A 23,803-nucleotide genomic window follows, 5' to 3' on the forward strand; every position below is an offset into this window, starting at 1 on the left:
CGCGCCCACGCCAGCCCCTGGCGGCACGCACCCCGGCTCTACCGCGGCGCCCACCGCCTGCTCGGCGCCCGCCTCGGCTGGCCGCCCAACGCGGCCGGGATCCCGGCTTGCGGCGCCGATCCGGAGGGCGCGTACCATCTGCTCAAGGGCGTGTTCATGCCCTGGGAACTGGACGGCGTGGTCGATGCCGACGTCCTCTGCGAAGGCCTGCAAGCCCTCGCCGAACACGATGCGGCTCACACCGAGGCGCTTGCGGGGCTGAACGACTTCGGCCAGGTCGCCTGCCTGGAGTCGGTGCGCTACATGCGCAACCAGCTGCTGCGCGACACCGACTGGGTCAGCATGTCGCACTCGCTGGAGATCCGGGTGCCGCTGGTGGACCACCTGCTCAGCGAGGCCCTGCTCGGTCTCGCCGCGAGCGGACGCCTCGGCCCGGGCAAGAGCATGCTGCCGCGGACGCTGGCACGCGGCCTGCCCGACGAGATCCTGAACCGCCCCAAGAGTGGTTTCGTCGTTCCCACCTGGCGCTGGCTGCGCCACCATCCGGGGCTCGATGCGTGGAAGTCCTTGCCCGCGCTGCGCCACCCGCGCATGTCCGATGGCCGGCGCTGGGCCTACACGCTGCTGAGCCGCCACCCGGCAGGCAAGGCCCTGATCCGCAACTGAACCAGCTCCGCCCGACCCCGCCCTTCATCGTCCGCCCCATGGAAACCAAGCCCGATCCGATCCCGCCCGCCACCAGCGCACGCATCAGCGTGGTGATGCCCTGCTACAACGCCGCGCCTTTCGTGCGCGAGGCGGTGGAATGCGTGATGGGGCAGACCCGTGGCGACGTCGAGCTCATCGTGGTCGACGACGGCTCGACCGACGCGAGCCGCGACCTCCTGCACGCGCTGGCGGCGGCGCACGGGCCGCGCATGCGGGTGCTGCACCAGGACCGCAAGGGCCCTTACCCCGCGCGCAACCTCGGCCTGCGCCACGCGAGCGGCGGCCTGGTCGCCTTTCTCGACGCCGACGACTACCTGAGCCCCGACTGCCTGGACAAGCTGGCCAACGCCCTCGAACGCACGGATGCGGACATCGCCTACTGCGGCTGGCAGAACGTCGGCGAGGGTGCGCCCGGCACCACGCCCTATGTGCCGCCCGACTATGCGGCGCTCGACACCGCGGCCGAGTTCCTGCGCGCCTGCCCCTGGCCGATCCACGCCGCCCTCGTGCGTCGCGCTGCGATCGACGCCGTCGGCGGCTTCTCGGAGCGCTGCTTCTCGGCGATGGACTACGATCTGTGGCTGCGCCTCTACGCCCACACGCAGAAGATCGTGCGCGTGCCCGAGGTGATGGCCTTCTACCGCTGGCACGGCGGCGGGCAGATCTCGAAGACGCGCTGGAAGCAGGTCCTCGACGCCCTGCGCGTGCGGCGCGACTTCGTCGCCGCGCACCCGGAGCGCATCGCCCACCTGCCCGCCGCCCGCCTGGCCGAGCTGACCGACGGCTACCTGCTGCGCGAGGCCTACCGCGCGTACTGGCGGCGCGAGCTCGACGACGCCCAGGTGCTGCTGCGCGCGGCCCTGCGCGAGGGCGCCTGGGGGGTGCGCGACCTCAAGTACATCCTGCCGGCCCTGCTGCCCGCCCCGCTCTTCCGCCGCCTCGTCGGACTCGCCGGGAGCACCGGATGAGGGCGGCGGCCCAGCCAGCCCGCCAGCATGGGGTCTACCGCAACACCCGCACACCCGCTACCCTGCCGCCCGAATCGCTCCTCTCCGCTCGAACACGATGACGACCTCCCCCGCCCAACGCGTCCCGGTCCTGATGTACCACCGCATCGGCGCTGCACACAACGACTGGGAACGCAAGTACTGCGTGAGCCCGGAAGCCTTTGCGGCACACATGGACACGCTCGCGCGCGCCGGCTGGAAGGCGGTGTCCATCGACGCCTTCTTCGCCTGGCTGGACGGCGGAGCGTCCCTGCCGGAGGGCGCCTTCCTGCTCACCTTCGACGACGGCTTCCGCGGCGTGCACGACCACGCCGGTCCGGTGCTGCGCAGGCTCGGCTGGCCGGCAACGGTCTTCCTGGTCAGCGCGCTCGTCGGCGAGCGCGACGCCTGGTGCGAGAAGCACAATCCGGACGGCCACACCTACCCGCTGATGGATCGCGCACAGATCCTCGCGCTGCGCGCCCAGGGCTTCGCCTTCCACTCCCACACGCGCGACCATGCCGACCTGCCGACGCTCGACGACGCGGCGCTCCAGGCCCAGCTCGCCGGTGCGCGCGACGACCTCGAGGCCCTGCTCGGTGCGCCGGTCGACTACCTCGCCTACCCGTACGGGCGCTACGACGAACGCGTCCTGCACCAGGCGCGGCAGGCCGGCTACCGCGCCGCGTTCTCGGTGCAGCCCGGGTTCAACCGTCCCGAGGTCGACCGCTTCCGCCTGCGCCGGCTCGACGTGTTCGGCACCGACACCCCGGCGATGCTGCGCCGCAAGATCACCCTGGGCAGCAACGACGGCCGCCTGACGGCCGCGCTGCGCTACAACGCCGGCCGGGTCCTCGCCCGGCTCGGCATTCGTCACTGAGGCGGGATCATGGACGGCTCCACGCCCTTCATCACGGTCGCACTGTGCACCCACAACCACGCCGACCGCCTCGCACGCACGCTCGAGACGCTCGCCGACCTGCATCCTCCCGGACGGCCGTGGGAGCTGCTCGTGATCGACAACGGCTGCACGGACGCCACGCCCACGCTGCTCGCGCGCACCGCATGGCACCCCGCGGGGGTTGCGGTGCGGGTGGTGCGGGAAGAACGCCTCGGCTTGTCGAACGCGCGCAACCGCGCGCTGCGCGAGGCACGCGGCGAGTACCTGCTGTTCATGGACGACGACGAGACGCCAGACCCCGAGTGGCTGCGCGCCTATGAACAGGCGATGGAAGCGTTCGAGCCCGACGCGCTGGGCGGCCGCATCGAGGTCTTCTTCGAGGATGGCGTCCGGCCGCGCTGGCTGCAGGACGAGCTGCTCGGCTTCCTCGGCAAGCTCGACCACGGCGAGGCACGCTGGCTGGATGCGCCGGGGACGCCGATCTTCGGCGGCAACTTCGCCTTCCGCCGCGGCGTCTTCGACACCATCGGCGATTTCGACGCCCGCCTCGGACGCATGGGCAAGGCCAACATCGGCGGCGAGGACACCGAGATCTACCGTCGCCTGCTGGCGCACGGCTGCCGGGTGCGCTGGGTTCCGCAGGCGATCATCCACCACCGCATCCAGACCCCGAAGCTGCGCCGCGGCTATTTCCTCGACCTGCACTTCCGCCAGGGACGCACCGAAGGGTCGGCGAAGCGCGGCAGCGGCCGACGCATCCCGCCCCCCTACCTGATCGCGCAATGGCTGCGCGCCCTCGGCCGCGCCGCCGGACTCAGGCTACGCACAGGCGCCGACCATTCGCTGCGGATGGAGATGAACGCGGCCTACTTCTGCGGTTTCCTGCTCGGCTGGATGCGCGACCGCGGCTAAGCCGCCGCAGCGCCCCCCTGTCTCTCTGATTGGACCTGCCCCGATGTCATCGTTCCGGCTGTCGCACCTGCACAAGCTGCTCGACCCCGAGATCCGCGCCAAGAACCTCCAGTGGCTGCGCTGGCGGGCCCGGGAGCTCTACTGGTCGGCCGCCCATCCGGCCATGCCCGACCCGGTCTTCGTGATCGGCTGCTCGCGCTCGGGCACCACCGTCACCTTCGAGACGCTCGCCGCGTCCGGGCAGTACCTGCATTTCGACTACGAGCTGCCGCAGCTCTGGGACGGGCTGTACGGGCCGCTGAACAACGGCTGGGCATCGGAAGCCGCAGGCCCGGAACATGCCGACCACGCGCACCGCGAACGCGCGCTCGCCTACTTCTATGCGCGCCTCGGCGCCGGCCCGGTGCTCGACAAGACCTGCATCAACACGCTGCGCGTGGCCTACCTGCACAAGCTGTTCCCGCGCGCGAAGTTCGTCTTCATCCACCGCGATGGACGCGACAACATCAGCTCGATGATAGACGGCTGGCGGCTGGGCCGTACCGATGGCGGCTTCGGCCTGGAGAAATTCTTCGGCCCGTCGCCGGTGCCGGTGGAGATCAACGGCGGCGAGTTCCGCGAATGGCACTTCTTCCTGCCGCCGGGGTGGCGCGACTACAACCGGGCCAGCCTGGAAGAGGTATGCGCGTTCCAGTGGATCAGCGCCAACCGGCTCGCCCTCGACGCGGCGCGCGACGTGCCGGCGGCGCAGTGGATCCAGGTGCGCTACGAAGACATCTTCGAGCGCCCGGTGGAGATGTTCCGCACCGTGTTCGAACGCCTCGGCCTGCCCTTCGACGCGCGCATGGAGGCCCACTGCGCAGGACTCTCGGGGCGCCCGACCAGCATCGTCAAGGGCACGCCGAAGAAGCAGAAATGGAAGGAGAGCAACCCCGAGGCGATCGCGCGCATCCTGCCGGCGATCGCTCCGCTGATGCGCGAGCTGGGCTATGCGCTCGACGACTGAGCCGACGGTCAGCGTCGTCATCCCGGCCTTCAACGCCGCCTGGTGCATCCGGCGCGCGGTCGACAGCGTGCTGGCGCAGGACTTCACCGATTTCGAGCTGATCGTCGTGGACGACGGCAGCACCGACGACACCGCGGAGGTCCTGCGCGGCTACGGCGACGTGCTGCGCCTCGTCTCCCAGCCCAACGGCGGCATGAGCCGGGCGCGCAACGCCGGCATCCGCCTCGCACGCGGGCGCTACATCGCCTTCCTCGACGCCGACGACCGCTGGCTCCCCGCCAAGCTCGGGCGCCAGGTCGCACTGCTCGATCAGCGCCCGGAGCTGGCCTTCTGCGCCGCGACGGCGAGCCTCGAGGACCCGGACGGCAAGCCAGTCGGCATCTGGGCCTGCCAGGGCGACGGCACCGCCTCGGTGGCCGAGGTATTCGCCGCCCATGCGCTGATCGCGGGGGGCGCCTCGTCGGTGCTCGCGCGACGCGAGCCGGTGCAGGCGCTCGGCGGTTTCGACGAGGCCCTGTTCGGCGCGGAAGATACCGACCTGTGGATCCGTCTGGCCGCATGCGGCGGCTTCGCATGCATCCCCGAGGCGCTGGTGGTGGTACTCAAGCGCCCCGGCAGCGTGAGCCGGAACCGCGCGCGGATGCGCGCCGGCGCACTGGCGATGACGCGCAAGAACCGCCCTCTCCTGCCCGCCGACAAGCGCGGCGCCTACTGGCGCGCACTCTATGCCGGCACGTTGTGCGACTACGCCAAGTGGGCCTGCCGCGAGGGCGATCGTGGCGCCGCGCTCGCCGATCTCGCGCGCGCTTTCATGCACGCGCCACTGAGTCGCGGGCGGCTGATCGCCGCAATCGCGCTCGCCGTGCTCGCCGGAGGAAGGCTATGAACGCAGCTGCCGCCACCCCCGGCCTCACCATCCTGATCTGCACGCACAACCGCGCGGACCTGCTCGCACGCGTCATCGATTCGCTCGAGTCCGCCCGCCAGCCTGCCGGCTGGAGTGTCCGCCTGTTCGTCGTGGCCAACGCCTGCACCGACGGCACGCACGAGTTCCTGGCCGGGCGCAGCGACCGCGCGGATCGGCTGGCGCTGTCGTGGATCGCGGAGCCCACGCCGGGAAAGTCGCATGCGCTCAACCGCGCCCTGCCCTTGCTGGAGGACGAGCTGGTCGCCTTCGTCGACGACGACCACCGCGTGGACGCCGACTACCTGCTCGGGGTCACCGCCGCCGCGGAGCGCTGGCCCGAGGCCGATCTCTTCTGCGGGCGGATCGTGCCCGACTGGGACGGCAGCGAGCCGGCCTGGGTGCACGACGAAGGCCCCTATCGCATCTACCCGCTGCCGGTCCCGCGCTACGACCAGGGCATGGAGGACTTCCCGATCGACCTCGAGGGGCCGATCCCGGGAGGCGGCAATCTCGTCGCCCGCCTGCCGGTGATCGGTGCGACGGGACCGTTCGCGATCGAACTCGGGCCGACCGGACACGATCTCGGCGGATCGGAGGACGCCGACTGGATCCTGCGCGCCTTGCGCAAGGGGGCCCGCCTGCATTACGCACCGCAGATCCTCCAGTACCACTATGTCGATAGCGAACGCCTGACCTTGTCCTACGTCGCACGCAAGGGGTACCAGCGCTCGCAATCGGTCACGCGGGTGCGCGCGGAGTTCGACCGGGTGCCGCGCTACATGTGGCGCAAGGCCGCGGGCTACGCCCTCGGGCTGGCGTTCTCGTGGCGGCTGCAGGCACGGCGCTTCTATCTGGTCCGCCTGGCTTCCTCGATGGGCGAGATCTCCGGCATCCGCGACCGCCACCGGCGCAAGCGCAGGCGTGCGGCACTGCCGATGCTCGGGGCGGAAGCGGGATCGGCGGCCTTGCTGGTGGCCGCCGCGCTCACGCTCGCGCTGGCGGCGGTGCTCGCGCGCCACTGGCTGGGCGAAGCCCTGCTCGGCGCCGGCGTGGTGGGCGCGCTGACGAGCGCGGTGCTGGTAGCCAAGTCGGTGCGGGATTTCTCGCGCACCGGACCGGGCCTGCGCGAAGAGATCCTCGCGCGCTATCGCGGCTACGTCGTCTTCGCCATCGCCCGCCTGGGGCTCGCGGCCCTCGGCCTCGCCGCGTTCTGGGCCTTCCCGGGCACCGCGCTGTGGATCACTGCGGCGGAAGCGCTCGGTCGGGAACCGCCGCTGTGGACGACTGCCGCGGGCGGCGCCCTCACCCTCGCGCTCGCGACGGTGTATGCCGGCTGCCGAGCACTTTCGCAAAACCCGGGCCTGGTGATCGCGTCCTGGCAATATCGCACCGTCCGCATCCATCGCCTGTGGCGCGCGCTGTCGCAGCGCGGTCTCGACCTCATCGCGCGCATCGTGCTGGCGACCGGAATCGGCCTGGTCGGGGCGATCGCGTTGCTGCGCTACCACCAGGGCGGCAGCGCGGACGCGGGGGCCATGCTGCTCGTCACCTGCGGCTACATCGCGCTGCTCGCCTGGGCGATCTGGGAGCCCGACGGCACACACGCCCCCACCCCGCGACGGCGCGCGCGGCGCAACGTGTTGATGATCGGCAGCGATACGCTCCGGGCCGACCGCATCGGCGCGCAACGCGAAGGCGCGTCGATCACCCCGAACATCGACGCGCTGGCCGCACGAGGCACCCGCTTCGGCGCCTGCTACGTCCCCTGCGCGCGCACCGCGCCGAGCCTGATCTCGCTGTTCACCGCGACCTGGCCGCACCACCACGGGGTGCGCGACAACTACGTGGCCGGCGCCGAGACGCGGCTCGAAGACAAGACCCTGCCGAACATCCTGCGCGCACTGGGCTATCGCACCGCGGCGGTTTCCGACTGGTGCGGCGCCGATCTGGGCAAGTTCGATTTCGGCTTCGACATCACCGATCTGCCCGAGGATCAGTGGAACCTGAAGTACCTCATCCGCCAGGGCCCGAAGGACATCCGCCTGTTCCTGTCGCTGTTCCTGCACAATCGTCTCGGCCGTCACCTTCTTCCCGAGATTCACTACCTCGGCGGCGTGCCCCAGACCGGCATGCTCGGACGCCGCGCGCGACGCACGCTGTCGCGTTTGGCTGCGGGCGACGAACCCTTCCTGCTCAACCTCTTCTATTCGACCACGCATCCGCCTTTCGCATCGGAGCACCCCTACTACACCCGGTTCTCCGATCCTGCCTATTCCGGCGCGTCCAAGTTCGCCATGGCCCGGCTGACCGAGCCGTTCGAGATCATCCGCCGCCAGGGCGAGCCGCGCGAGGAATTCGACCTCGACCAGATCCTCGATCTCTACGATGGCTGCGTGGCCCAGTTCGACGACGAGGTCGGGCGCCTGCTGCGCCAGCTCGACGACAGCGGCCTCGCGGAGGACACCATCGTGGTGCTCTACAGCGACCACGGCATGGAGTTCTTCGAGCACGGCACCTGGGGCCAGGGCAACTCCGCCCTGGGCGACTTCAGCGCGCGCGTGCCGCTGATCGTCGTCGACCCGGCCCGACCGGGCGGCCAGCGCGTCGACCAGGTGGTGCGCAGCGTGGACATCATGCCGACCCTGCTCGATCTGCTCGGTGCGCCCTCGGTCGGCTGCGACGGGGTGTCGCTGCGCCCGGCGATCGCCGATCCGACGACGGACCTGCACCTGCGCGCGTTCAACGAGACCGGGATCTGGATCGCACCGGTCCCCGGTCTGCCCGAAGGACACCTGAGCTATCCCAACCTGCTGGAACTGCTCGACGTTCCGGACATCGCGGCGGGCAGCCTGTCGCTGCGCGAGCGCTACCGCCAGACGGTACTGGTCGCCAAGGACCGCATGGTGCGGGACGGGCGCTGGAAGCTCGTCTACCAGCCGCTCGAGCACGGCAGGCTTCTCAGCCTGTACGACGTCGAGAGCGACCCCGGGTGCACCGCGGACGTCGCGTCCCGGCATCCCGCAGAGGTCGAGCGCCTGTGGGCGCAGCTGCGCGCCTGGATGGCGAACGACCCGGCGCTGCGCGGGGATCCCCGCCTGGATCTGCCGCCGACGCCCGCGGCGACCTCAGCCGCCAGCACGCCGGAAGCGGATCTCGCGCCCGAGATGCGGTAGCGGGATCACGATCTCCGCATCGGCTGCGGGAACATGATCGCGGTAGCGATGGAGGACGATCCGCTCCGGCGCCTCGGCCCCGCCGGCGGCATGCACGGGAAACTCGGCGACGCGTTCGAAATCGGCTTGCGCGAGCAGCTCGGCAAGCATCTCGAACTCGGGAACGCCGACGATGTCCGGGCGCTCGATCACCACGTATTCGATTCCGTAGCGTCGAATCAAGGCGCGGATGTCGTCCATGCCGGAGACGTGCGAGCTCATGCCGAAGTACTTGTGTACCGCGAGCGAGACCAGGACCTTGTCCGCGCGCAACACCACGGCCTCGCGCGCATGGTCGAGCTGCCGCAGATGGAAGATGAAGCTGCCGTCATGCTTGCCGGCAAACAGCACGGGAGCGCCTGTCCGCCGCTCGTGGACCGCCTGCGCCACCTCGCGATAGCCGTCGATCCGCGGGACCGGCTGCGTCAGCGTTCGCCAGCCCTGGAAAGCGAGCATGACCACGAGCAGGACGAGGAAGCCGTCGTGCGATCGCCGCCCCCGCAGCAGGAACAGCGGACGGGCGGCCAGCACGGCGAGCGCAGGCAGGGCATATAGCGTGTAGCGCGGCGCATTGCCCGCACCGCCGAGCACCAGCGTCATCACCACGTACCAGCACAGCAGCCAGGCGTGGATCAGGGCCAGCCGGCCCTCGCCCTGGCGGGCCGGAAGCAGCGCCCCCGCGAGCGACAGCAGCGCCAGCGGCCAGCCCCAGACCTCGATCAGGGCCCGCGGATAGGTCAGCCAGCGTTCGAGCGAGAGGCGGGCCGCACTTTGTCCGACTTCGACCCGGCTGTCCCCGACGGTGGCCGCGAGGCCGAGATTGCCGAACTTGAGCGCATGCAGCGCGACCAGGGCGATCGCCAGCGCCGCGATCAGATAGGCGGGCACGGCCTGCACGCGCCACAGGGCGGCACGCCGCGACGAGATCAGGCCGTACGCCAGCAGCGCCGGCAGCAGGAGCGCGACGGTCTGCTTGACCGCCAGTGCGGCGGCGATCGCCAACCCGGCCGCGATGGCCCGCGACCATGCCGGGCGGTCGAGATAGCGCTCGAAGGTCCACACCACGAGGACGAGCAAGGCGATCGCCGGCGCCTCGAGCATGACGCTGCGCGCCCAATGGTTCCACTCCGGGACCGCGATGAACAGTGCCGTCGCCATGAAGGCCATCAGGGGGTTCCAGCCCGTGCGCACCCAGTCGAACCACAGCCCGGCGGCGAGCAGGACGAAGGCGAACACGGTCCAGTGCGCAACCGTCTCGCTGACCCCGAAGAGCGCGAAGAAACCGGCCTCGACGAAATAGAAGCCGGGCAGGTACCAGTTGAGCGCGAGCGCAGGATACTGCGCGAAATAGCGCAGGGCGTAGCCCATCGGGTCGTCGAGCGGCAGGTCGCGCAGCAGGTCGAGGATGAACACCCCGCCCATCGCATGCCGCGTCTCGTCGGTCCACCAGAATCCGCTCCCACCCAGCGCGGGCGCGAGAAAGAGCGCGGAGAGGGCGAAGAGGAGCGCACAGGGAAGCCAGGATCTCATGGCGGGGAGCCCTCGGGAGATGGATCGGGAACGGGCAGCGGCCCGAGTTGCTCGAGCACGAAGCCGGTGGTCTGCAGCAGCGGCGCGGCACCGGCCAGGGGCGGATCGCCGACCCGCCGCAGATGGAGCACGCGATGCCCGACCAGGCTGGTGCGCAAGGCCGCGGCATCTCCGAAGCCGGTGCAGAAGCGTACCGGCTCGTGGGCGCGGTCGCGGCGAAGCTCGCAGCGCCCGGGGTTGGTGGGGTCGCCCGCCAGTGCCATGTGCGCATCGGCCGGATAGGCCGGCCCGTAGAAGCGCACCAGGTTGAGGTATTCCTGTTTGACGGACGGGGCTGCGATCAGGATTCCCGGCCGCCCCTCTCCGCCGAACACCTGCGCGCTGATCGCCGCCATCTCCCGGGGGACGTAATCGACGCGCTCGTAGCGCGGCACGAACATCGCCGCACCGAGGCGCTGGATCCGCCAGAGACCCGGTTGCTCGACGAACCAGCCATAGATCGGGGGTCTCGACATCAGGACGAAAACCACCGCCAGGCCGAGGGCCGCGCACCTCTGCCGCGCCCCCAGCACAAAGGTCCAGCCCGCCGCCGACAGCAGGATCAGGGGAGGGACGAGGCCGATCAGCATGCGGGTCTGGACGGCGGAGTCGGAGGCGATCAGCGCCCATGAGGGCAGGCCCGCGAGCAGCAGCCACAGGACGCCGAAACGCACCACCCGCGAGCCGCGGAACCGCGGCAGCGCGAACACGGCCCCGAGCCAGAGCATGCCGCCGGCGACGAACACCAGGTTTCCCGCATGCACCCCCTCGCGCGCGCGCTGTGCAAGGCTTGCGGCGAAGGCCAGATAGCTGCGCGGGTCCGCCAGCGGGTGGAAGACGAACGCATAGGTGGCGTAGCCGAGCAGGGCCGTCCCCCCTGCGAGGACGAAGCGGCGCAGCGTCCGTGCGCGTGCCTCCGCGGCGCCGGCAAAAGGCAGATAGGCGAGCATGAACGCCAGCCAGATCCACACGCTCTCCACCCGCACGGTGTAGCCGAGGAAGGCCAACCCTCCGGAGACCGCCGCCAGCCAGCCCGCGGCCGTGGCGGTCGACGCCAGCAAGGCCCACACCGCCGCAGCGCCGAGCCCGAAGCTGAGCACCTCGCTCACCAGGTTGCCGCTCAGGTAACCATGGACATCGGACAGCACGAACAGAAGGGCACTCGACGCCAGCCCACCGGCCCCGACCGCACCCGGCTCGAGTGCTCGTCCGGCGAGATGGCTCACCCGGCACCAGGCCAGCAGGCCGAGCGGCATGGCGAGGACGAACATCCAGTGGGCGGCCGTGATCGCCGCATCCGTGCTTCCGAACGCGGCGACCGGCGCGCCGAGCAGCGCGATGTGGCCGAGACGGCTCGATCGCCAGAAAGCCTCCGAGTAGCTCTCGTCCTCGGGCCAGGCACCGGCGAGCTGGGCGACGATCTCCTGCGCATTGCGTGCGACATCGACGAGGTAGGCGGTCTCGGCGAAGCGCTTGGCCTGATAGAGGTAGATCGGCGCGTCCCAGTGCACGTCCGCGAGCGGTGCGCGCGACAGCGCGACGAGCAGCATCGCGAGCCCGACCGCTAGCCAGAGTACGCGGGTCCTGCCCGCCACCCGGCCGCGCCCCCCACCCGACGCGCAGCCCCCGCCCGCGCCCGGCAGGCAAGCTCGATGGTGACTCATGCGGATGCGTCGTGCGGGTGGCAGGCGGCGCTCAGAGCGCGGCGAGCACTTGCTGGATGATCTCGGCCTGCGCGTCCTCCATGCCCAGCCACAGGGGCAGCCGCACCAGACGGTCGGCGATGTTCTCGGTGACGCTCAGTTCGCCGTGGGCACGACCGAAGCGGCGGCCCGCCGGCGCATCGTGCAGCGGGATGTAGTGGAACACGCAGTGGATCCCGAGGCCGCGCAGGCGCTCGATGAAGGCCGTGCGTTGCTCCAGCCCCGGCAGCAGCAGGTAGTACATGTGGGCGTTGTGCCCGCAATGTGCGGGGATCACCGGGCGCCGCAGCCTGCCCTGGCGCTCGGCCTCGGCAAACCACTGGTGGTAGGTGTTCCAGATGCCCAGGCGGCGACGGGTGATGCTGTCGGCCTCCTCCATCTGCGCCCACAGGAAGGCGGCGATGAGTTCTCCGGGCAGGTAGGACGAGCCGATGTCCACCCAGGTGTATTTGTCCACCTGGCCACGGAAGAACTGGGAGCGGTTCGTGCCCTTCTCGCGGATGATCTCCGCGCGCTCGGCGCGCCCCGGAGCATTGACCAGCAGGGCGCCACCCTCGCCCGAGATGATGTTCTTGGTCTCGTGGAAGGAGAGCGCCCCCATGTGCCCGATCGCGCCGAGCGGCCGGCCCTTGTAGCTCGCCATCACCGCCTGCGCGGCATCCTCGACGACGAGCAGGTCGTGGCGGCGGGCGATGTCCATGATCGTGTCCATCTCGCAAGCGACGCCCGCGTAGTGCACCGGCACGATCGCGCGCGTGCGCGCGGTGATCGCCGCCTCGATCAGACGCTCGTCGATGTTGAGCGTGTCCGGGCGGACGTCGACGAACACCGGCACCGCGCCCCGCAACACGAAGGCATTCGCGGTGGACACGAAGGTGTAGGCCGGCATGATGACCTCGTCGCCCGGCTCCAGGTCGGCGAGGATCGCCGCCATCTCGAGCGCGGCGGTGCACGAATGGGTCAGCAAGGCCTTGGAGGCACCGGTACGCGCCTCGAGCCAGCGCGAGCACTGGCGGGTGAAGTTCCCGTCGCCCGCAAGGTGGCCGTTGGCGTGGGCCTGGGCGATGTACCAGAGTTCCTTGCCCGTCATGTGGGGCTTGTTGAAGGGGATGTTCATGGCTGCGGCCCGGTCGAGTGCGAGTGAGGAACGGAATTCGGACGGAAGACCCAAAACTTCTGCAGAAGAAACAGCAGGATCGCGAGCACGACGATCGACACGCCCTGGACGAGCTGATGGGGATGGCCCATGCGGTCGACCAGCACCATCAGCGCGACCAGGTTGAGCAGGTAACCCGCTGCGTAGGAGAGACAGTAGCGCACGAACGCCGGCCCGTGCATCCCGCCGTGTCGGAAGGACCAGCGCTTGTTGAAGACGAAGGTCTGCACCACCCCGAGCAGATAGAGCACGCTCATGGCGAGCTTGGCCCCGACGCCTGTCGCCGTCAGCGCGAGATAAGCCAGGTAGAGCACCACGTTCGATGCCAGCCCCACCGTCGCGTAGCGGACGAACTGGCCCAGGGTGGCTTGCGCGCTCATGCAAGCCGAACCCTGTGGAAAGTCATCGAGGGCGCCGGGAAGCTGAAGCCGAGACGCGCATAGAGGTTGAGCACCCGATGGTTGCGCGCCACGATGCTGGTACGCACCCGGGTCGCCCCTTCGAGGCGCGCCTGGTTCATCATCGCGCGCCAGGCGCGCAAGCCGTAGCCCCTGCCCTGCCGCTGCGGCACGACCGCGTTGAGATGCCAGTAGCAGGTGCCGTCGGCAAGCTGCTCGGTGACGAAGAAGGCGACCAGTTCGGCCCCTTCGCGCACGGCATGGAGGCGTTGCGAGGGATGCTCGAGGCTGCTGCGCACCCAGTTCTGGTAGCGCAGGTCGCCAAGCCGCGATGGCAGCCGCGGGTCGACGTGGAAACGTTCGTTCCGGAAGGCGCCTCCCGCCACCTCGACGATTTCCTCCAGATCTTCAGGTCGCGCTCGTTCGACCACCAGTCCCTGTGCATCGCGCGGCCCGGCCGACTGCAGGTCGCCGAACTCGGGCTGGAAGACCATCTCGATGAAACGAAAGCCGACCTCCTCGAGCAGCATCGATTCGCGCAGCCGATCATGGGGGAGCCGGCAGCTCGCCAGCCCCACGCCCCCGACCTCGCATGCGGCGACGAAGGGCGCCAGATCCGCCGCGCTGGCGCCCGTGCGGGCTTCGATGCGCGACACCTGCACCACCGGATGGCCGAATACCGCCGTGTCCCAGGGGGCCTCCGCCCATTCGAGGCGGAGCTCAGCCATGTCGATGCGGCCGTGCAGGGGGTGGGAGGGGGCGGCTTCAGCAGCACTGGTCATGGACAGTCTCCGTGTCGCACTGCGCAGCGGTGGAGGATCGCAGCGCATAGGGCGGACGCTCCATCGAGCGGAAATGCATCCTCGCCAGGTACTCCCCGAAGATCCCCAGCGCGAACAGCTGGACGCCCGAGAAGATCGCGATGATCGAGGCCAGGAAGGGGAATCCGGGCACCGCGCTTCCGTCGACGAGATAGCGCAGGAGCACGTACAGGAGCACCAGGAAGCCCATCGACCCGAAAGCCAGCCCGAGCACGCTGGCGACCTGCAGCGGCAGCACCGAGAAGCCGGTCATCATGTTGATCGCATGATTGATGAGCTTGCGCAGGGTGTAGCCGGAATCGCCGACGGCACGCTCGTCCTGGCGAACGAGAACGGAGCCGAAACGCGTCGTGCCCCAGGTGAGCAGCACGTCGATATTGACCGACGGGCTGCGGTAGGCCGAGAAGGCCTCGCGCAGGCGGGCGCGGAAGACGCGGAACGCGCTCACCTTGCTCGCCGACTCCACGCCCATCGCCCCCTGCAGCGCGAGCTTGGTGATCCTCGAGGCCTGGTCGCGCAGGAAGCCGTGCGTCTCGGCCTGTGGCGAACCATAGACGACGTCGTAGCCTTCATCCAGTCTGGCCAGCAGGCGATGGATCTCTTCCGGCGGATTCTGCAGGTCGTCGTCCAGCGTCACGACGAGCTCGCCGCGCGCGGCCCGAATGCCGCACAGCAGGGCGTTGTGCTGGCCGTAGTTGCGCGCCAGGCGCAGGCCGAGCACGCGGGGATCGGCCGCAGCCAGCTGCTCGATGACGCTCCAGGAGTCGTCGCCGCCGCAGTCTTCCACGAGGATGATCTCGAACGGCCGGCCGATCTGCTCGAGCGCGCCGACGAGCCGTCGATGCAGTTCGGGCAGCATGGCCTGCGAGCGATAGACCGGAACGATGGCGGAAATATCGATGGACATGGTCGTCTTCAGGGGGCGGTCAGGGTTTCTGCGGCTCGCCGAACGACTCGCGCCAGCGCTTCTGGATCTCGGCCGGCGGACAGAACCGGCAGCCTTGGGAAGCGCCCTCGGCGGTGCCGGCATCCTGGTCGACCTGCGCCGCCGAACGCGCCGCGGTCGCCGCCTCCTGCGTCACTGTCGCCTCGGAGGTGGCCGGAGCGGCGTCTGCAGGCTCCGCCTGCGACGGCTCGTCGGGCGCTGCCGGCTTCGGTGCAGGCGGGCGCACCAGCGGCGGCAGCTCGACGCCGAACTCCTCGCCCATCTTGCGCAGCCGAAAGTCGTTCGGCGAAAGCTTCAGGGCCGTGCGCACGACCTCGGCCGCCTTGGCGCGCCGATCGGTCGCCCGGTACAGGGTGGCCAGCTGCGCGGCCGCCCGTGCATGGCGGGGGTCCAGTTGCAGGGCATTGAGCAGGGCGGACTCCGCCTCGATGTGCTGCTTGCCGTAGTACTGGGCCCAGCCGCGCAGGAAATAGACCTCCGGCATGAGGAAGTGCGACCGTGCCGCATGGCTGATGATGTAGCTGGTCTCGTTGACGATCGAACCGACGTAGCGCTCGCGCTCCTTCTGCGAGGCGGAGCCGACCACCTTGTTCTCCCACTGCATCCCGAAGCAGAAGTGATGGAAGTGGAAGTATTTCTGCGGATTGTTGGCCGCCTGCCAGGCGGCATTGTTCTGGTTCTGCAGGCGCTGCACGCACCAGGCGCGCAGCGCCTGATAGTCGGCCTCCGTTCCGGCGCTCGCGCCCGTCATCGCGATCGACCCGGCAAGCAACACGGCTGCTCGCAGCACTTTAACCATCATCGTCTCCTGTCATTTCGGCGCTTCGGGTCCTTGCGCCCGCGCACCGCCCCTGGCGACATCCGCCTGCGCACGCAAGCGCGACAGGCGCTCGAATATCACCTGCGCCGCAAGCGCATGCCCTGCTCCGCTCCAGTGCGTATCGTCCGGCATATAGACGTCGATAACACCGCGCTCCACGGCGTCGCGAATGGCGAGGTCGAGCCGGGCGTCGGGCACATCGAGTCCGTCGAAGAGCTCGCCCAGCCGCTCGGCTGGCAGTCGGGCGGGATCGCGCGCCCAGGGACGATACGCGCTCGACTTGTCCGGCGCCAGCGCGGTCATGAACACCGTCCGTCCGTCGGCCTGAAAGCGCGTCGCCAGGTCTGCGAGGGCGCAGCGGATCCGGCGCAGGTGTTCCGCACTCCAGGCGGCCTTGTTGAAATCGTCGCCGTACACCAGCAGGCGGGCGGATGCGCGCGACGAGAAGAGGTCGGCACGCACGAGTTCGACCTCCACCGTGTTGCCGGCCTGCACACCGAAGAGACCACGCATGGCACTGCGGTAGAGCCAGCTGCGCGCGAACCCGGGGTTGGCCTCCGCCAGCGCATGCGGCCGCGGCACCGCGCGGGCATGCGCCACGACCGCCATCGGCGGCGGCAGCGCGAGCGGCGGCGCGGGGCGCGAGCTCGGACACAGCCCCTCCACCTTCGCGTGATCCGCAGCCAGGCCGCGCTCGACCACGTTCCAGATCACCACCTTCGGCGGATGTTCCACGAACAGGGGCGACGCGCGCAAGGCGTCCACGTCTACGCGATGGACGTCGAGCGTATGCACGCTCCAGCCGGTCATTGCGGCGAGGTGGTTCTGCCATTGCTGGGCCGGTCGCAGGTTCGCGAACGAATCGCCGACCACCAGGATGTCCACCGGCCGCGTCCATTCGCCGAACGAGGTCGGAAGCGGATCGAATTCGAGCACCGGCTCGTTCCAGCCATGCGTGCGCTCGGCGTACCCGCCGAGGCGGGTCAGGTCGCCATAGACCGGCTGCAACCACCACGCCAGCATCCACGCGGCCGCGACCAGGACCAGGGTGAGTCCGACGACGAAGAGGGAAAAGGCGCGCGGCTGCATCAGAACTGGAAGTACAGGAACTCGGAAATCGCATCGCCCCGCGTCAGCGCCGTGGCGAGCAGCAGCACGGTCGCGACCAGCCAGGGGGTGCCGATGCGGAAACGCAGCAGCCCCGCTTCATCGACTCCGCCACGGAAATCGAGCGCGGGCCGGTAGCGGGACATGATCTGCTGCGTGTTGGGGGCGAAGAAGGCGATCGCCGCCAGGATGGCGAGGTCCCGCCAGACCCAGGCATCGGCGAACTGCCCGGCCAGCAGTCCCGCGCCCACCCCCATCTCGCCGGCGAGGCGGTTCAGCCGCCAGTGCAGCGCGTTGAGCCAGTCGGGCGGCACGGCCACGCCATTCGCGCCTGTCATCGCGCCGAGCATGGCGAGCGCGGCATCGAAGGAGTTCGCGCGGAAGAACACCCACGCGACGACCACCGCCACGAAGGTGAGCGCCCAGCCGAGCACCCGCCACGCCCGGCCGCCGCGCAGGCCGAGGCGGCCCACCAGCCAGCGCCAGGCATGATTCACCATCAGGTAGAACCCGTGCAGCGCCCCCCAGACCACGAAGGTCCAGCCCGCGCCGTGCCAGAGCCCGCCCAGCACCATCGTTACGAACAGGTTGGCGTGGCGCCGCAACGGCCCCTTGCGGTTGCCGCCCAGCGCGATGTACAGGTAGTCGCGCAGGAAACGGGACAAGGTCATATGCCAGCGCCGCCAGAACTCGGAGATGCTGCCCGCCTTGTAGGGCGAATCGAAATTGAGCGGCAGCTTGACGCCGAACATGCGGGACAGGCCGATCGCCATGTCGGAATAGCCGGAGAAATCGAAGTAGAGCTGGAAGGTGTAGGCCAGCGCGCCGCCCCAGGCGTCGAGCAGGCTGAGCGCCTGCCCGGCCTCGGCGGCCTGGAACACGGCGTTGGCATGCGGCGCGATGCCGTCGGCGAGGACCACCTTCTTGAAGATGCCGAGCCCGAAGATCGCCAGCCCGACCGCAATGTTCTCCCAGTCGAGCCGGTAGGTGGATGCGTGCGCGAACTGCGGCATCATCTCGCGGTGATGCAGCACCGGCCCGGCGATCAGGTGGGGGAAGTAGGTCACGAACAAGGTGTAGTGGACGAAGTTGAACTCCCTCGCCTCGCCTCGCCAGGCATCGACCAGGAAGGCGATCTGGGTGAAGGTGAAGAAGGAGATCCCCAGCGGCAGCACGATGGCGTCGAAATGCCAGTGGCCGTCGAAGATGACGCGGGCGCTTTCGGCGAAGAAGTTGAAGTACTTGAAGTAGCCGAGCAGGAGCAGGTTGGCGCCCACCGCGAAGACGAGGAGCGCACGCCGACGCTGGCCGGCCGGACGTGCGGACTCGCGCGCCAGGCGGACGCCCATGCCGTAGTTGAAGACGATCGACGCACCGAGCAGGCCGAGGTAGATGGGGTTCCACCAGGCGTAGAAGAAGCACGACGCCGCCGCCAGCCATGCCGCGGCGAGGCGCTGGCTCGTGGCGGCGAGCCAGAAGAAGCCGACCAGCACGATCGGCAGGTACAGGTAGATGAACTGCGGCGAATTGAACAGCATCGCTCAGGCGCGCAGGCAGTTGCGGGTGCGCTCGGCCACCGCCTGCCAGCTCAGCGACTGGCGCACGCGCGCGAGCCCCGCCTGTCCCATCGACTCGAGCAGCGGGGGGTCGTCCAGCAGGCGCGCGAGGGCGTCCACCAGTTCGGCCCCCGTGCTCGCGTCGACGCGCAGGCCGGTCACCCCGTCGAGCACCGCCGAGCCGGTGCCGCCGGCACGTCCGGCGATCGCCGCCTTGCCGCAGGCCGCCGCCTCGAGGAACACCATGCCGAAGCCTTCGGTGTCGCCGCCGATCTCGCGATTGGCCAGCACGAACACATCGCAGGCGTTGTACCAGCGCGGAAGGTCCTCCATCGGCACGTGGCCGAGCCGATGCACCCGCTCCGCGACCCCCGCCTCCCGCGCCACGCCGTCGAGGTAGTCGGCGTCCTCGCCGATGCCGACGATCGCCAGATGCACGTCGACGCCGCGCGCGCGCAGCGCCGGCAGGCTGCGGATCAGGGTGTCGAAACCCTTGCGCCGGCTCAAGCGTCCGACGGACAGGATCAGCCGTGCCGAATCGCCCAGCCCGAGGCGCGCGCGCAGGTCGCCCGCGGGCAGCCCGGGGCGGAAGCGCTCGTTGTCGACACCCGGATGGATGAGCACGATGCGCTCGGGCCGGACCCCCATCCCGATCAGGGTGTCGCGGGTGAAATCGCTGTTGGCGATGACCCGGTCCGCGTGGCGCAAGGCGAAGCACATCGCCTTGTACTTGTTGCCGCGGCCCCAGCCGGTGAGCTCTTCGCCATGGGCGTAGATCACGACCGGGCGCAAGGTCAGGCGGGCGACGAGCCAAGCCACCAGCCCCTCGGGCAGGGCACGCCCGGCGTGGATCGCATCGAATCGCCGCGTGAGCGCGAGCCGCAGCGCGCAGACGAGGAACCTGAGGTACATGCCGAGCGACTCCGGCCGCAGCCAGCCGACGCGCTGCAGGTTCAGGCGGTGCACGCTGTTGGGGTGATCGCGGTCGTACTCGGCGGCGCCCGGAACCTGCGCCGTCAGGATGTGGATCTCCTTCCCGCCGAGTCGGCGATAGACCTCGTCGAACCAGACGGCGGTGCCACCCTTGGTGGGCAGGAAAAGCTCGGTGAGGACCAGGTAGCGGTTCCGCATGGGAGATCTCGGGATCGAAGCGCGCCAGATCGTATCACCGTGCCCGCGCGGCGCAGCGGCCATGCATCACGCCCGCGATCAGGAAGACCGGCGCGAGCGCGAACCGCAGGCCGCTGTATTTCAGGAAGCGCCGCAGCGCGGGCTCGTGCTCGACCCGGGCCAAGAAGACGGCCACCCTGTGCGGCAAGGAACGGGTGACGAGCCCCGTGGCCGCAGCGGCCAGTTCGTCGGCGAGCTCGGCGGTGGACAGGAAGCGCACGTCCGGATGGCGTTCGAGCACCCCGCGCAAGGCCCGCTCCAGCTCGTCGTTCGCCGCGCGCGCGACCGCTGCGGCGCCCACGAAGCTCTCGCGATGGGTCTCGAGCAGGACCGGGCGGCCGAGGCGCCGCTTCGCCGCCACGGCCTGCCAGACCTGTTCCGCCCGATGGCCGCGGATCGGTTCGAAATAGTCGTCGCGCACCAACTGCATCAGTCCGTCGGCGGTGCGCTCTCCATTGCGGATGACGCGCGTCGGCGGCATCAGTGCCCCCTGGCCGTCACGCCCCTCGATGCGACGCCCCGGGGTGACGATGCAGCGCACGCTGCTCCCCGCCCACGCACGCTCGACCGCGTCGTCCCAGACGAAGGTGTTCGGCACCGCCACCACCGGCGCCGCACCAAACAGGCGCTCGAGCAGCCGCGCCTCCTCATCGACGGCACATTGCACCGCCGCGGGATCCAGGGGCCGGCTGGGCAGCACCGAGGCGTCGATCCAGCGGCTCTGCAAATGCGACGGCAGCCCTTCGCTGCGCGCCTGCGGATCGGCCAGCCAGTCGCGCAGCGAGGCATCGACGCGGGCTCGCGCAAGCAGCGCATCGGGCCAGAAATGTTCCATGCCGTGTCGCTGGAGGGCGAAGACCCCCGCGCCGCAGCCGGCACGCATCGCCTCGACCATCGGCGCGAACTCGGGCGCATCGAGCGCCCTGCGGTGGTAGCGCGCAAGGCCGTCGGCCAGCATGGCGGCCCCGTCCGGCAGGCTGCACACGACACCGAGGGTCATCACCGCCGGCCTCCCGCGCTGGTCGCGCACCGCGGCGAGCCGGGAAGCGAGCCCTGCAAGCGCGTCGGCGTCCGCCACCGGCCCGGGACCCCAGTCGTCGCTCTCGACGATCAGCACGGGCTGTGCGAGCACGGGTTCGTTCCACAGGGCTCGCAGAGCGGCACGGTGCACAACGACCACCGACACGGTGGCGCCGATCCACCACGACACGAAAAGGGCCAACACGAACGACATTGACTCAACGACTCCTAAGAAGCGCTTCAATCACGACGGTCAGCCCCTACCCCAGCATAACCACGTGTACGGTGGCGAGCAGCCAGTGCGTCCCCCCGCACGCCCGAATGATCTGCAGGCCCGCGGAGCACCTTTAATCCGCTAGAAATCGAAGTAGATGAACTTCTGCGTCGGACCACCAAACATCACCAGCATCAGCACGAATACCGCGTAGGCCGTGCCCCTTATCGGGAAGGGCACACGCCACCACCAGACGACGCCGGCGCGTCGGAACACGTCAACGATACGCGGCTCGACCAGCACGAGCCCCACCGTGAGCAATACCCCGGCGACTTCGTACATCCGCAACGGTGCGAGCACGGCCGGCTGCGCCATCCCGAGCATCGCCGCACAAATCTGCCAAGCTTGGTCGAAGCCGGACGCGCGGAAGAACACCCAGGTGAAATGCACCGCGATAAACATCGTCGGCCAGCCGAGCAAGGAGATCACACGATCGATCCGGCAGCCCTGGCGCACGTCCAGCAGTCGCAGTGCGCCATTCAGCAGACGATGGAGAACCAGCAAGGCTCCGTGCAGGAAACCCCAGAACACGAAGGTCCAGTTCGCACCGTGCCACAAGCCGCCAAGCAACATCGTCAGCATCAAGTTGCGGTAGGTGTTGAAGCGACCTTCCCGATTGCCCCCCAATGACACATAGAGATAGTCCCGCAGCCAGCGCGAGAGCGTGATATGCCACCGACGCCAAAACTCGGACGGGTTGCGGCTGATGTAGGGAAACTGAAAGTTTAGCGGCATGACCACGCCGAACATGCGTGCAAGCCCCAGCGCCATTTCACTGTAGCCGGAGAAGTCGAGGTAGATCTCCATGCCGAAAGCTACGGTCGCCAGCCAGGCACGCATGAGATCGAGGCGCTCGGGGTGGGCATAGAGATCGTCGACCACCGGCGCGAGGTTGTCGGCGAACAAGGCCTTCTTGATCAGGCCGCCGACGAAGATAAACGCTCCGATGCGCAGGTTCTCCCACGCGATCGGCTTGAGCGTCTGAAGCTGGTCGACAAGCTCGTGGACATGGAGGATCGGTCCGGCGATCAGTTGCGGAAAGAAGGTCACGTAAAGGAACCAGTCGCGATAACCGATCTCCTTGGTGCATGAGCCGCGATACACGTCGATCATCGCGCTGAGCATCTGGAAGGTGTAAAAGCTGATGCCCAAGGGCAGTGCCCAGTCAATCCAGCCCGGGCGGGCGACCGCGACCTCCCCGCCCACTGCGCTCGCCACCCACAGCGCAGACTCGATCAGCAGTCCAAGATACTTGAACGCGGCCAGGACCCCCAGATTCGCCGCGATGACCACGATCATCAACGCGCGCGAACGGGTTGCGAGCATGCCCCGATAGGCGTACCAGTTCGCTGTGATCGAAAAACCGATCAGCAGGAGGTATACCGGTTTCCAACTGGCATAGAAAAGGATGCTTGCCGCTAGCAGCACGCCCGCCCGCTGGCCATGCGTGCGCGCACCTGCATACACGGCCAGGACAGCGATGAAGAAGACGATGAAGCTGGCGCTGCTGAAGATCATTGTATGGGTACTCGCTGGATTTCGCTGGTCGACGACCCCGCGAGAGCGGCACCTAGCTCGGCGCTGAACCGCTGTGCGCCACGATCGTTCAGATGGCCGGCGTTGACGAACTCGCCAGGCGCCATGCGGTGCCCCCGATCGAGAGCGAACAAGGGAACCCCCCGTTGCTCGAGCGCCCGGCGCACGCTCAGGTAGGGTCCGGCTGCGGGGTGCTCGAGCTCGAGATAGAGCACGTTCCGGTTCGACAGTGGGGGAAAAATCACCGCAACTTCAACGCCTCTTGTCCGCAGCAGGTCAACCAGCCTGAACAGATTCGCCACCTCCGCGGCGCTCGGCGGAGCGGTGGAGCCGGCCTCCTGACGCGCCACCTGTCCGGCGTCCTGCTGCCCACCGAAACCGGGCCGATAACCTTGGCGCTCCGCAGCACCGCCTCCGGCTGGTTCGATCTCGACCTGAAGCGACTGGAGAAACTGCAGGAACCTGGCCGGTTCGCGCAACTGCTTGAGGTTGTCGGCGTAGCCCCACAGCCTGATGCGGGTGCGCAGGAAGGCGTGCAAGCCGTCATCCCGCAGTACGGGCGCGACGAAGAAGACCTCGTAGCCGAGCGCATCGCCTCCCTGCAACAAGGACTCGTCCAGCCCGATCAGGACGTTGCCGATGCGTTCTGGCCCAAGCAGGCCTCCTTCATCGAGACGCCGAGCGATGCCGAGCAGGGTCGTAGCGCCGGCTCCGGGCAGGCCCAGATTGAAGACGCTCGGCCCTGTCGGCATTGCGCGTGCCAAGGTGCGAGGATCGATGCCGTTATCGACCCGGCTGTTGCCGAGGACGAGCCACCGCGGAGTGTCGCGCTCGACGTGCAGCACCTTCTCGAACGCCCGACCGACCGCGAACACCGCGCGTAGGCGATACATGAAAGAGTCGGAGTGCAACAGCGCTTCGACACCAACGAGCATGACCACGGCGATGACCATCCCGAGCCCTGGTAGGCCGATGCTTCGCCAGACTTCCATCCTGCGTCCCATAACCCCATCCCGACGTGATCCGCATTGCACTTGCTTTCGTTCACCTCGGCTACCATTAGGGCATTCCGACGAGCCAGAGCATTCTAGAGCG

General features: G+C 69.1%; 20 protein-coding genes. 7 read left to right on the forward strand and 13 right to left on the reverse strand.

From position 1 onward, the window contains the following. The 7 genes from C665_RS02730 to C665_RS02760 form a co-directional block, all read left to right on the forward strand. A partial coding sequence (locus C665_RS02730) for an asparagine synthase-related protein (protein ID WP_004299574.1) occupies positions 1-666 on the forward strand: 666 nt, incomplete at its 5' end. Between the two features lie 38 nt (positions 667-704). Next, positions 705-1,676: a glycosyltransferase family 2 protein gene (locus tag C665_RS02735; protein WP_004299576.1), complete on the forward strand. Its 972-nt coding sequence runs from the start codon at positions 705-707 to the stop codon at positions 1,674-1,676. A 97-nt stretch (positions 1,677-1,773) separates the two neighbouring features. Beyond that, positions 1,774-2,574, forward strand: a complete 801-nt coding sequence (locus tag C665_RS02740) for a polysaccharide deacetylase family protein (protein ID WP_012585877.1) — start codon at positions 1,774-1,776, stop codon at positions 2,572-2,574. Positions 2,575-2,583: 9 nt separating this feature from the next. Next, positions 2,584-3,507 carry a glycosyltransferase family 2 protein gene (locus C665_RS02745; RefSeq protein WP_004299580.1) on the forward strand — a complete coding sequence of 308 codons (924 nt, stop codon included), beginning with the start codon at positions 2,584-2,586 and terminating at the stop codon, positions 3,505-3,507. 43 nt (positions 3,508-3,550) lie between these two features. Then, positions 3,551-4,513 (forward strand): sulfotransferase family protein, encoded by a 963-nt coding sequence (locus tag C665_RS02750; RefSeq protein ID WP_004299582.1) that lies wholly within the window; start codon positions 3,551-3,553, stop codon positions 4,511-4,513. Continuing rightward, the gene (locus C665_RS02755) at positions 4,497-5,399 is read left to right on the forward strand and encodes a glycosyltransferase family 2 protein (protein WP_004299584.1); all 903 of its coding nucleotides are present in this window, start codon (positions 4,497-4,499) and stop codon (positions 5,397-5,399) included. The genes C665_RS02750 and C665_RS02755 overlap by 17 nt, the downstream gene beginning before the upstream one ends. Beyond that, positions 5,396-8,593 (forward strand): sulfatase-like hydrolase/transferase, encoded by a 3,198-nt coding sequence (locus tag C665_RS02760; RefSeq protein ID WP_004299585.1) that lies wholly within the window; start codon positions 5,396-5,398, stop codon positions 8,591-8,593. The genes C665_RS02755 and C665_RS02760 overlap by 4 nt, the downstream gene beginning before the upstream one ends. On the opposite strand, the gene C665_RS02765 is transcribed toward C665_RS02760, so the two are convergent. The 13 genes from C665_RS02765 to C665_RS02825 all read right to left on the reverse strand — a co-directional run bounded on the left by C665_RS02765 (position 8,546) and on the right by C665_RS02825 (position 23,661). Continuing rightward, positions 8,546-10,162: an ArnT family glycosyltransferase gene (locus C665_RS02765; RefSeq protein WP_004299587.1), complete on the reverse strand. Its 1,617-nt coding sequence runs from the start codon at positions 10,160-10,162 to the stop codon at positions 8,546-8,548. The two genes, C665_RS02760 and C665_RS02765, sit on opposite strands and share 48 nt — an antisense overlap. Next, entirely contained in the window at positions 10,159-11,865 is a 1,707-nt protein-coding gene (locus tag C665_RS02770) for a hypothetical protein (protein WP_245537127.1), read from the reverse strand. The genes C665_RS02765 and C665_RS02770 overlap by 4 nt, the downstream gene beginning before the upstream one ends. 31 nt (positions 11,866-11,896) lie before the next feature. Continuing rightward, on the reverse strand, positions 11,897-13,021 hold the full coding sequence (gene rffA / locus C665_RS02775) for a dTDP-4-amino-4,6-dideoxygalactose transaminase (RefSeq protein WP_004299592.1): 1,125 nt from the start codon (positions 13,019-13,021) through the stop codon (positions 11,897-11,899). Next, positions 13,018-13,440, reverse strand: coding sequence for a GtrA family protein (locus tag C665_RS02780; protein ID WP_004299595.1), 423 nt, complete (start codon positions 13,438-13,440; stop codon positions 13,018-13,020). The genes rffA and C665_RS02780 overlap by 4 nt, the downstream gene beginning before the upstream one ends. Then, positions 13,437-14,240, reverse strand: a complete 804-nt coding sequence (locus C665_RS02785) for a GNAT family N-acetyltransferase (RefSeq protein WP_004299596.1) — start codon at positions 14,238-14,240, stop codon at positions 13,437-13,439. Before C665_RS02785 ends, C665_RS02780 begins: the two co-directional genes overlap by 4 nt. Beyond that, a complete protein-coding gene (locus C665_RS02790; RefSeq protein WP_004299598.1) occupies positions 14,224-15,186 on the reverse strand; it encodes a glycosyltransferase family 2 protein in 963 nt (320 codons plus the stop codon). The genes C665_RS02785 and C665_RS02790 overlap by 17 nt, the downstream gene beginning before the upstream one ends. Positions 15,187-15,205: 19 nt before the next feature. Then, entirely contained in the window at positions 15,206-16,024 is an 819-nt protein-coding gene (locus tag C665_RS02795) for a tetratricopeptide repeat protein (RefSeq protein ID WP_040828379.1), read from the reverse strand. Between the two features lie 12 nt (positions 16,025-16,036). After that, positions 16,037-17,134, reverse strand: a complete 1,098-nt coding sequence (locus C665_RS02800) for an alginate O-acetyltransferase AlgX-related protein (protein WP_004299602.1) — start codon at positions 17,132-17,134, stop codon at positions 16,037-16,039. After that, positions 17,134-18,690, reverse strand: coding sequence for an MBOAT family O-acyltransferase (locus tag C665_RS02805; RefSeq protein ID WP_004299604.1), 1,557 nt, complete (start codon positions 18,688-18,690; stop codon positions 17,134-17,136). Before C665_RS02805 ends, C665_RS02800 begins: the two co-directional genes overlap by 1 nt. 3 nt (positions 18,691-18,693) lie before the next feature. Next, positions 18,694-19,839 (reverse strand): glycosyltransferase family 4 protein, encoded by a 1,146-nt coding sequence (locus tag C665_RS02810; RefSeq protein WP_004299606.1) that lies wholly within the window; start codon positions 19,837-19,839, stop codon positions 18,694-18,696. Between the two features lie 34 nt (positions 19,840-19,873). Beyond that, entirely contained in the window at positions 19,874-21,112 is a 1,239-nt protein-coding gene (locus C665_RS02815; RefSeq protein WP_004299608.1) for a hypothetical protein, read from the reverse strand. 141 nt (positions 21,113-21,253) lie between these two features. Further along, the gene (locus C665_RS02820) at positions 21,254-22,690 is read right to left on the reverse strand and encodes an MBOAT family O-acyltransferase (RefSeq protein WP_004299610.1); all 1,437 of its coding nucleotides are present in this window, start codon (positions 22,688-22,690) and stop codon (positions 21,254-21,256) included. Continuing rightward, a complete protein-coding gene (locus C665_RS02825) occupies positions 22,687-23,661 on the reverse strand; it encodes a hypothetical protein (protein WP_245537128.1) in 975 nt (324 codons plus the stop codon). Before C665_RS02825 ends, C665_RS02820 begins: the two co-directional genes overlap by 4 nt. Positions 23,662-23,803 lie beyond the last annotated feature (142 nt).

It is taken from the genome of Thauera aminoaromatica S2 (assembly GCF_000310185.1).
GTDB lineage: Bacteria > Pseudomonadota > Gammaproteobacteria > Burkholderiales > Rhodocyclaceae > Thauera > Thauera aminoaromatica.

Excerpts from the sequence above, each read along its gene's own strand:
- C665_RS02815 (WP_004299608.1), bottom strand. The coding sequence starts at position 21,112 with ATGTCGTTCGTGTTGGCCCTTTTCGTGTCGTGGTGGATCGGCGCCACC.
- C665_RS02785 (WP_004299596.1), bottom strand. The coding sequence starts at position 14,240 with ATGACCAGTGCTGCTGAAGCCGCCCCCTCCCACCCCCTGCACGGCCGC.
- C665_RS02745 (WP_004299580.1), top strand. The coding sequence starts at position 2,584 with ATGGACGGCTCCACGCCCTTCATCACGGTCGCACTGTGCACCCACAAC.
- C665_RS02735 (WP_004299576.1), top strand. The coding sequence starts at position 705 with ATGGAAACCAAGCCCGATCCGATCCCGCCCGCCACCAGCGCACGCATC.
- C665_RS02795 (WP_040828379.1), bottom strand. The coding sequence starts at position 16,024 with ATGGTTAAAGTGCTGCGAGCAGCCGTGTTGCTTGCCGGGTCGATCGCG.
- C665_RS02805 (WP_004299604.1), bottom strand. The coding sequence starts at position 18,690 with ATGCTGTTCAATTCGCCGCAGTTCATCTACCTGTACCTGCCGATCGTG.
- C665_RS02750 (WP_004299582.1), top strand. The coding sequence starts at position 3,551 with ATGTCATCGTTCCGGCTGTCGCACCTGCACAAGCTGCTCGACCCCGAG.
- C665_RS02780 (WP_004299595.1), bottom strand. The coding sequence starts at position 13,440 with ATGAGCGCGCAAGCCACCCTGGGCCAGTTCGTCCGCTACGCGACGGTG.
- C665_RS02790 (WP_004299598.1), bottom strand. The coding sequence starts at position 15,186 with ATGTCCATCGATATTTCCGCCATCGTTCCGGTCTATCGCTCGCAGGCC.
- C665_RS02820 (WP_004299610.1), bottom strand. The coding sequence starts at position 22,690 with ATGATCTTCAGCAGCGCCAGCTTCATCGTCTTCTTCATCGCTGTCCTG.
- C665_RS02755 (WP_004299584.1), top strand. The coding sequence starts at position 4,497 with ATGCGCTCGACGACTGAGCCGACGGTCAGCGTCGTCATCCCGGCCTTC.
- C665_RS02800 (WP_004299602.1), bottom strand. The coding sequence starts at position 17,134 with ATGCAGCCGCGCGCCTTTTCCCTCTTCGTCGTCGGACTCACCCTGGTC.
- C665_RS02765 (WP_004299587.1), bottom strand. The coding sequence starts at position 10,162 with ATGAGATCCTGGCTTCCCTGTGCGCTCCTCTTCGCCCTCTCCGCGCTC.
- rffA (WP_004299592.1), bottom strand. The coding sequence starts at position 13,021 with ATGAACATCCCCTTCAACAAGCCCCACATGACGGGCAAGGAACTCTGG.
- C665_RS02770 (WP_245537127.1), bottom strand. The coding sequence starts at position 11,865 with ATGAGTCACCATCGAGCTTGCCTGCCGGGCGCGGGCGGGGGCTGCGCG.
- C665_RS02825 (WP_245537128.1), bottom strand. The coding sequence starts at position 23,661 with ATGGTCATCGCCGTGGTCATGCTCGTTGGTGTCGAAGCGCTGTTGCAC.
- C665_RS02810 (WP_004299606.1), bottom strand. The coding sequence starts at position 19,839 with ATGCGGAACCGCTACCTGGTCCTCACCGAGCTTTTCCTGCCCACCAAG.
- C665_RS02740 (WP_012585877.1), top strand. The coding sequence starts at position 1,774 with ATGACGACCTCCCCCGCCCAACGCGTCCCGGTCCTGATGTACCACCGC.
- C665_RS02760 (WP_004299585.1), top strand. The coding sequence starts at position 5,396 with ATGAACGCAGCTGCCGCCACCCCCGGCCTCACCATCCTGATCTGCACG.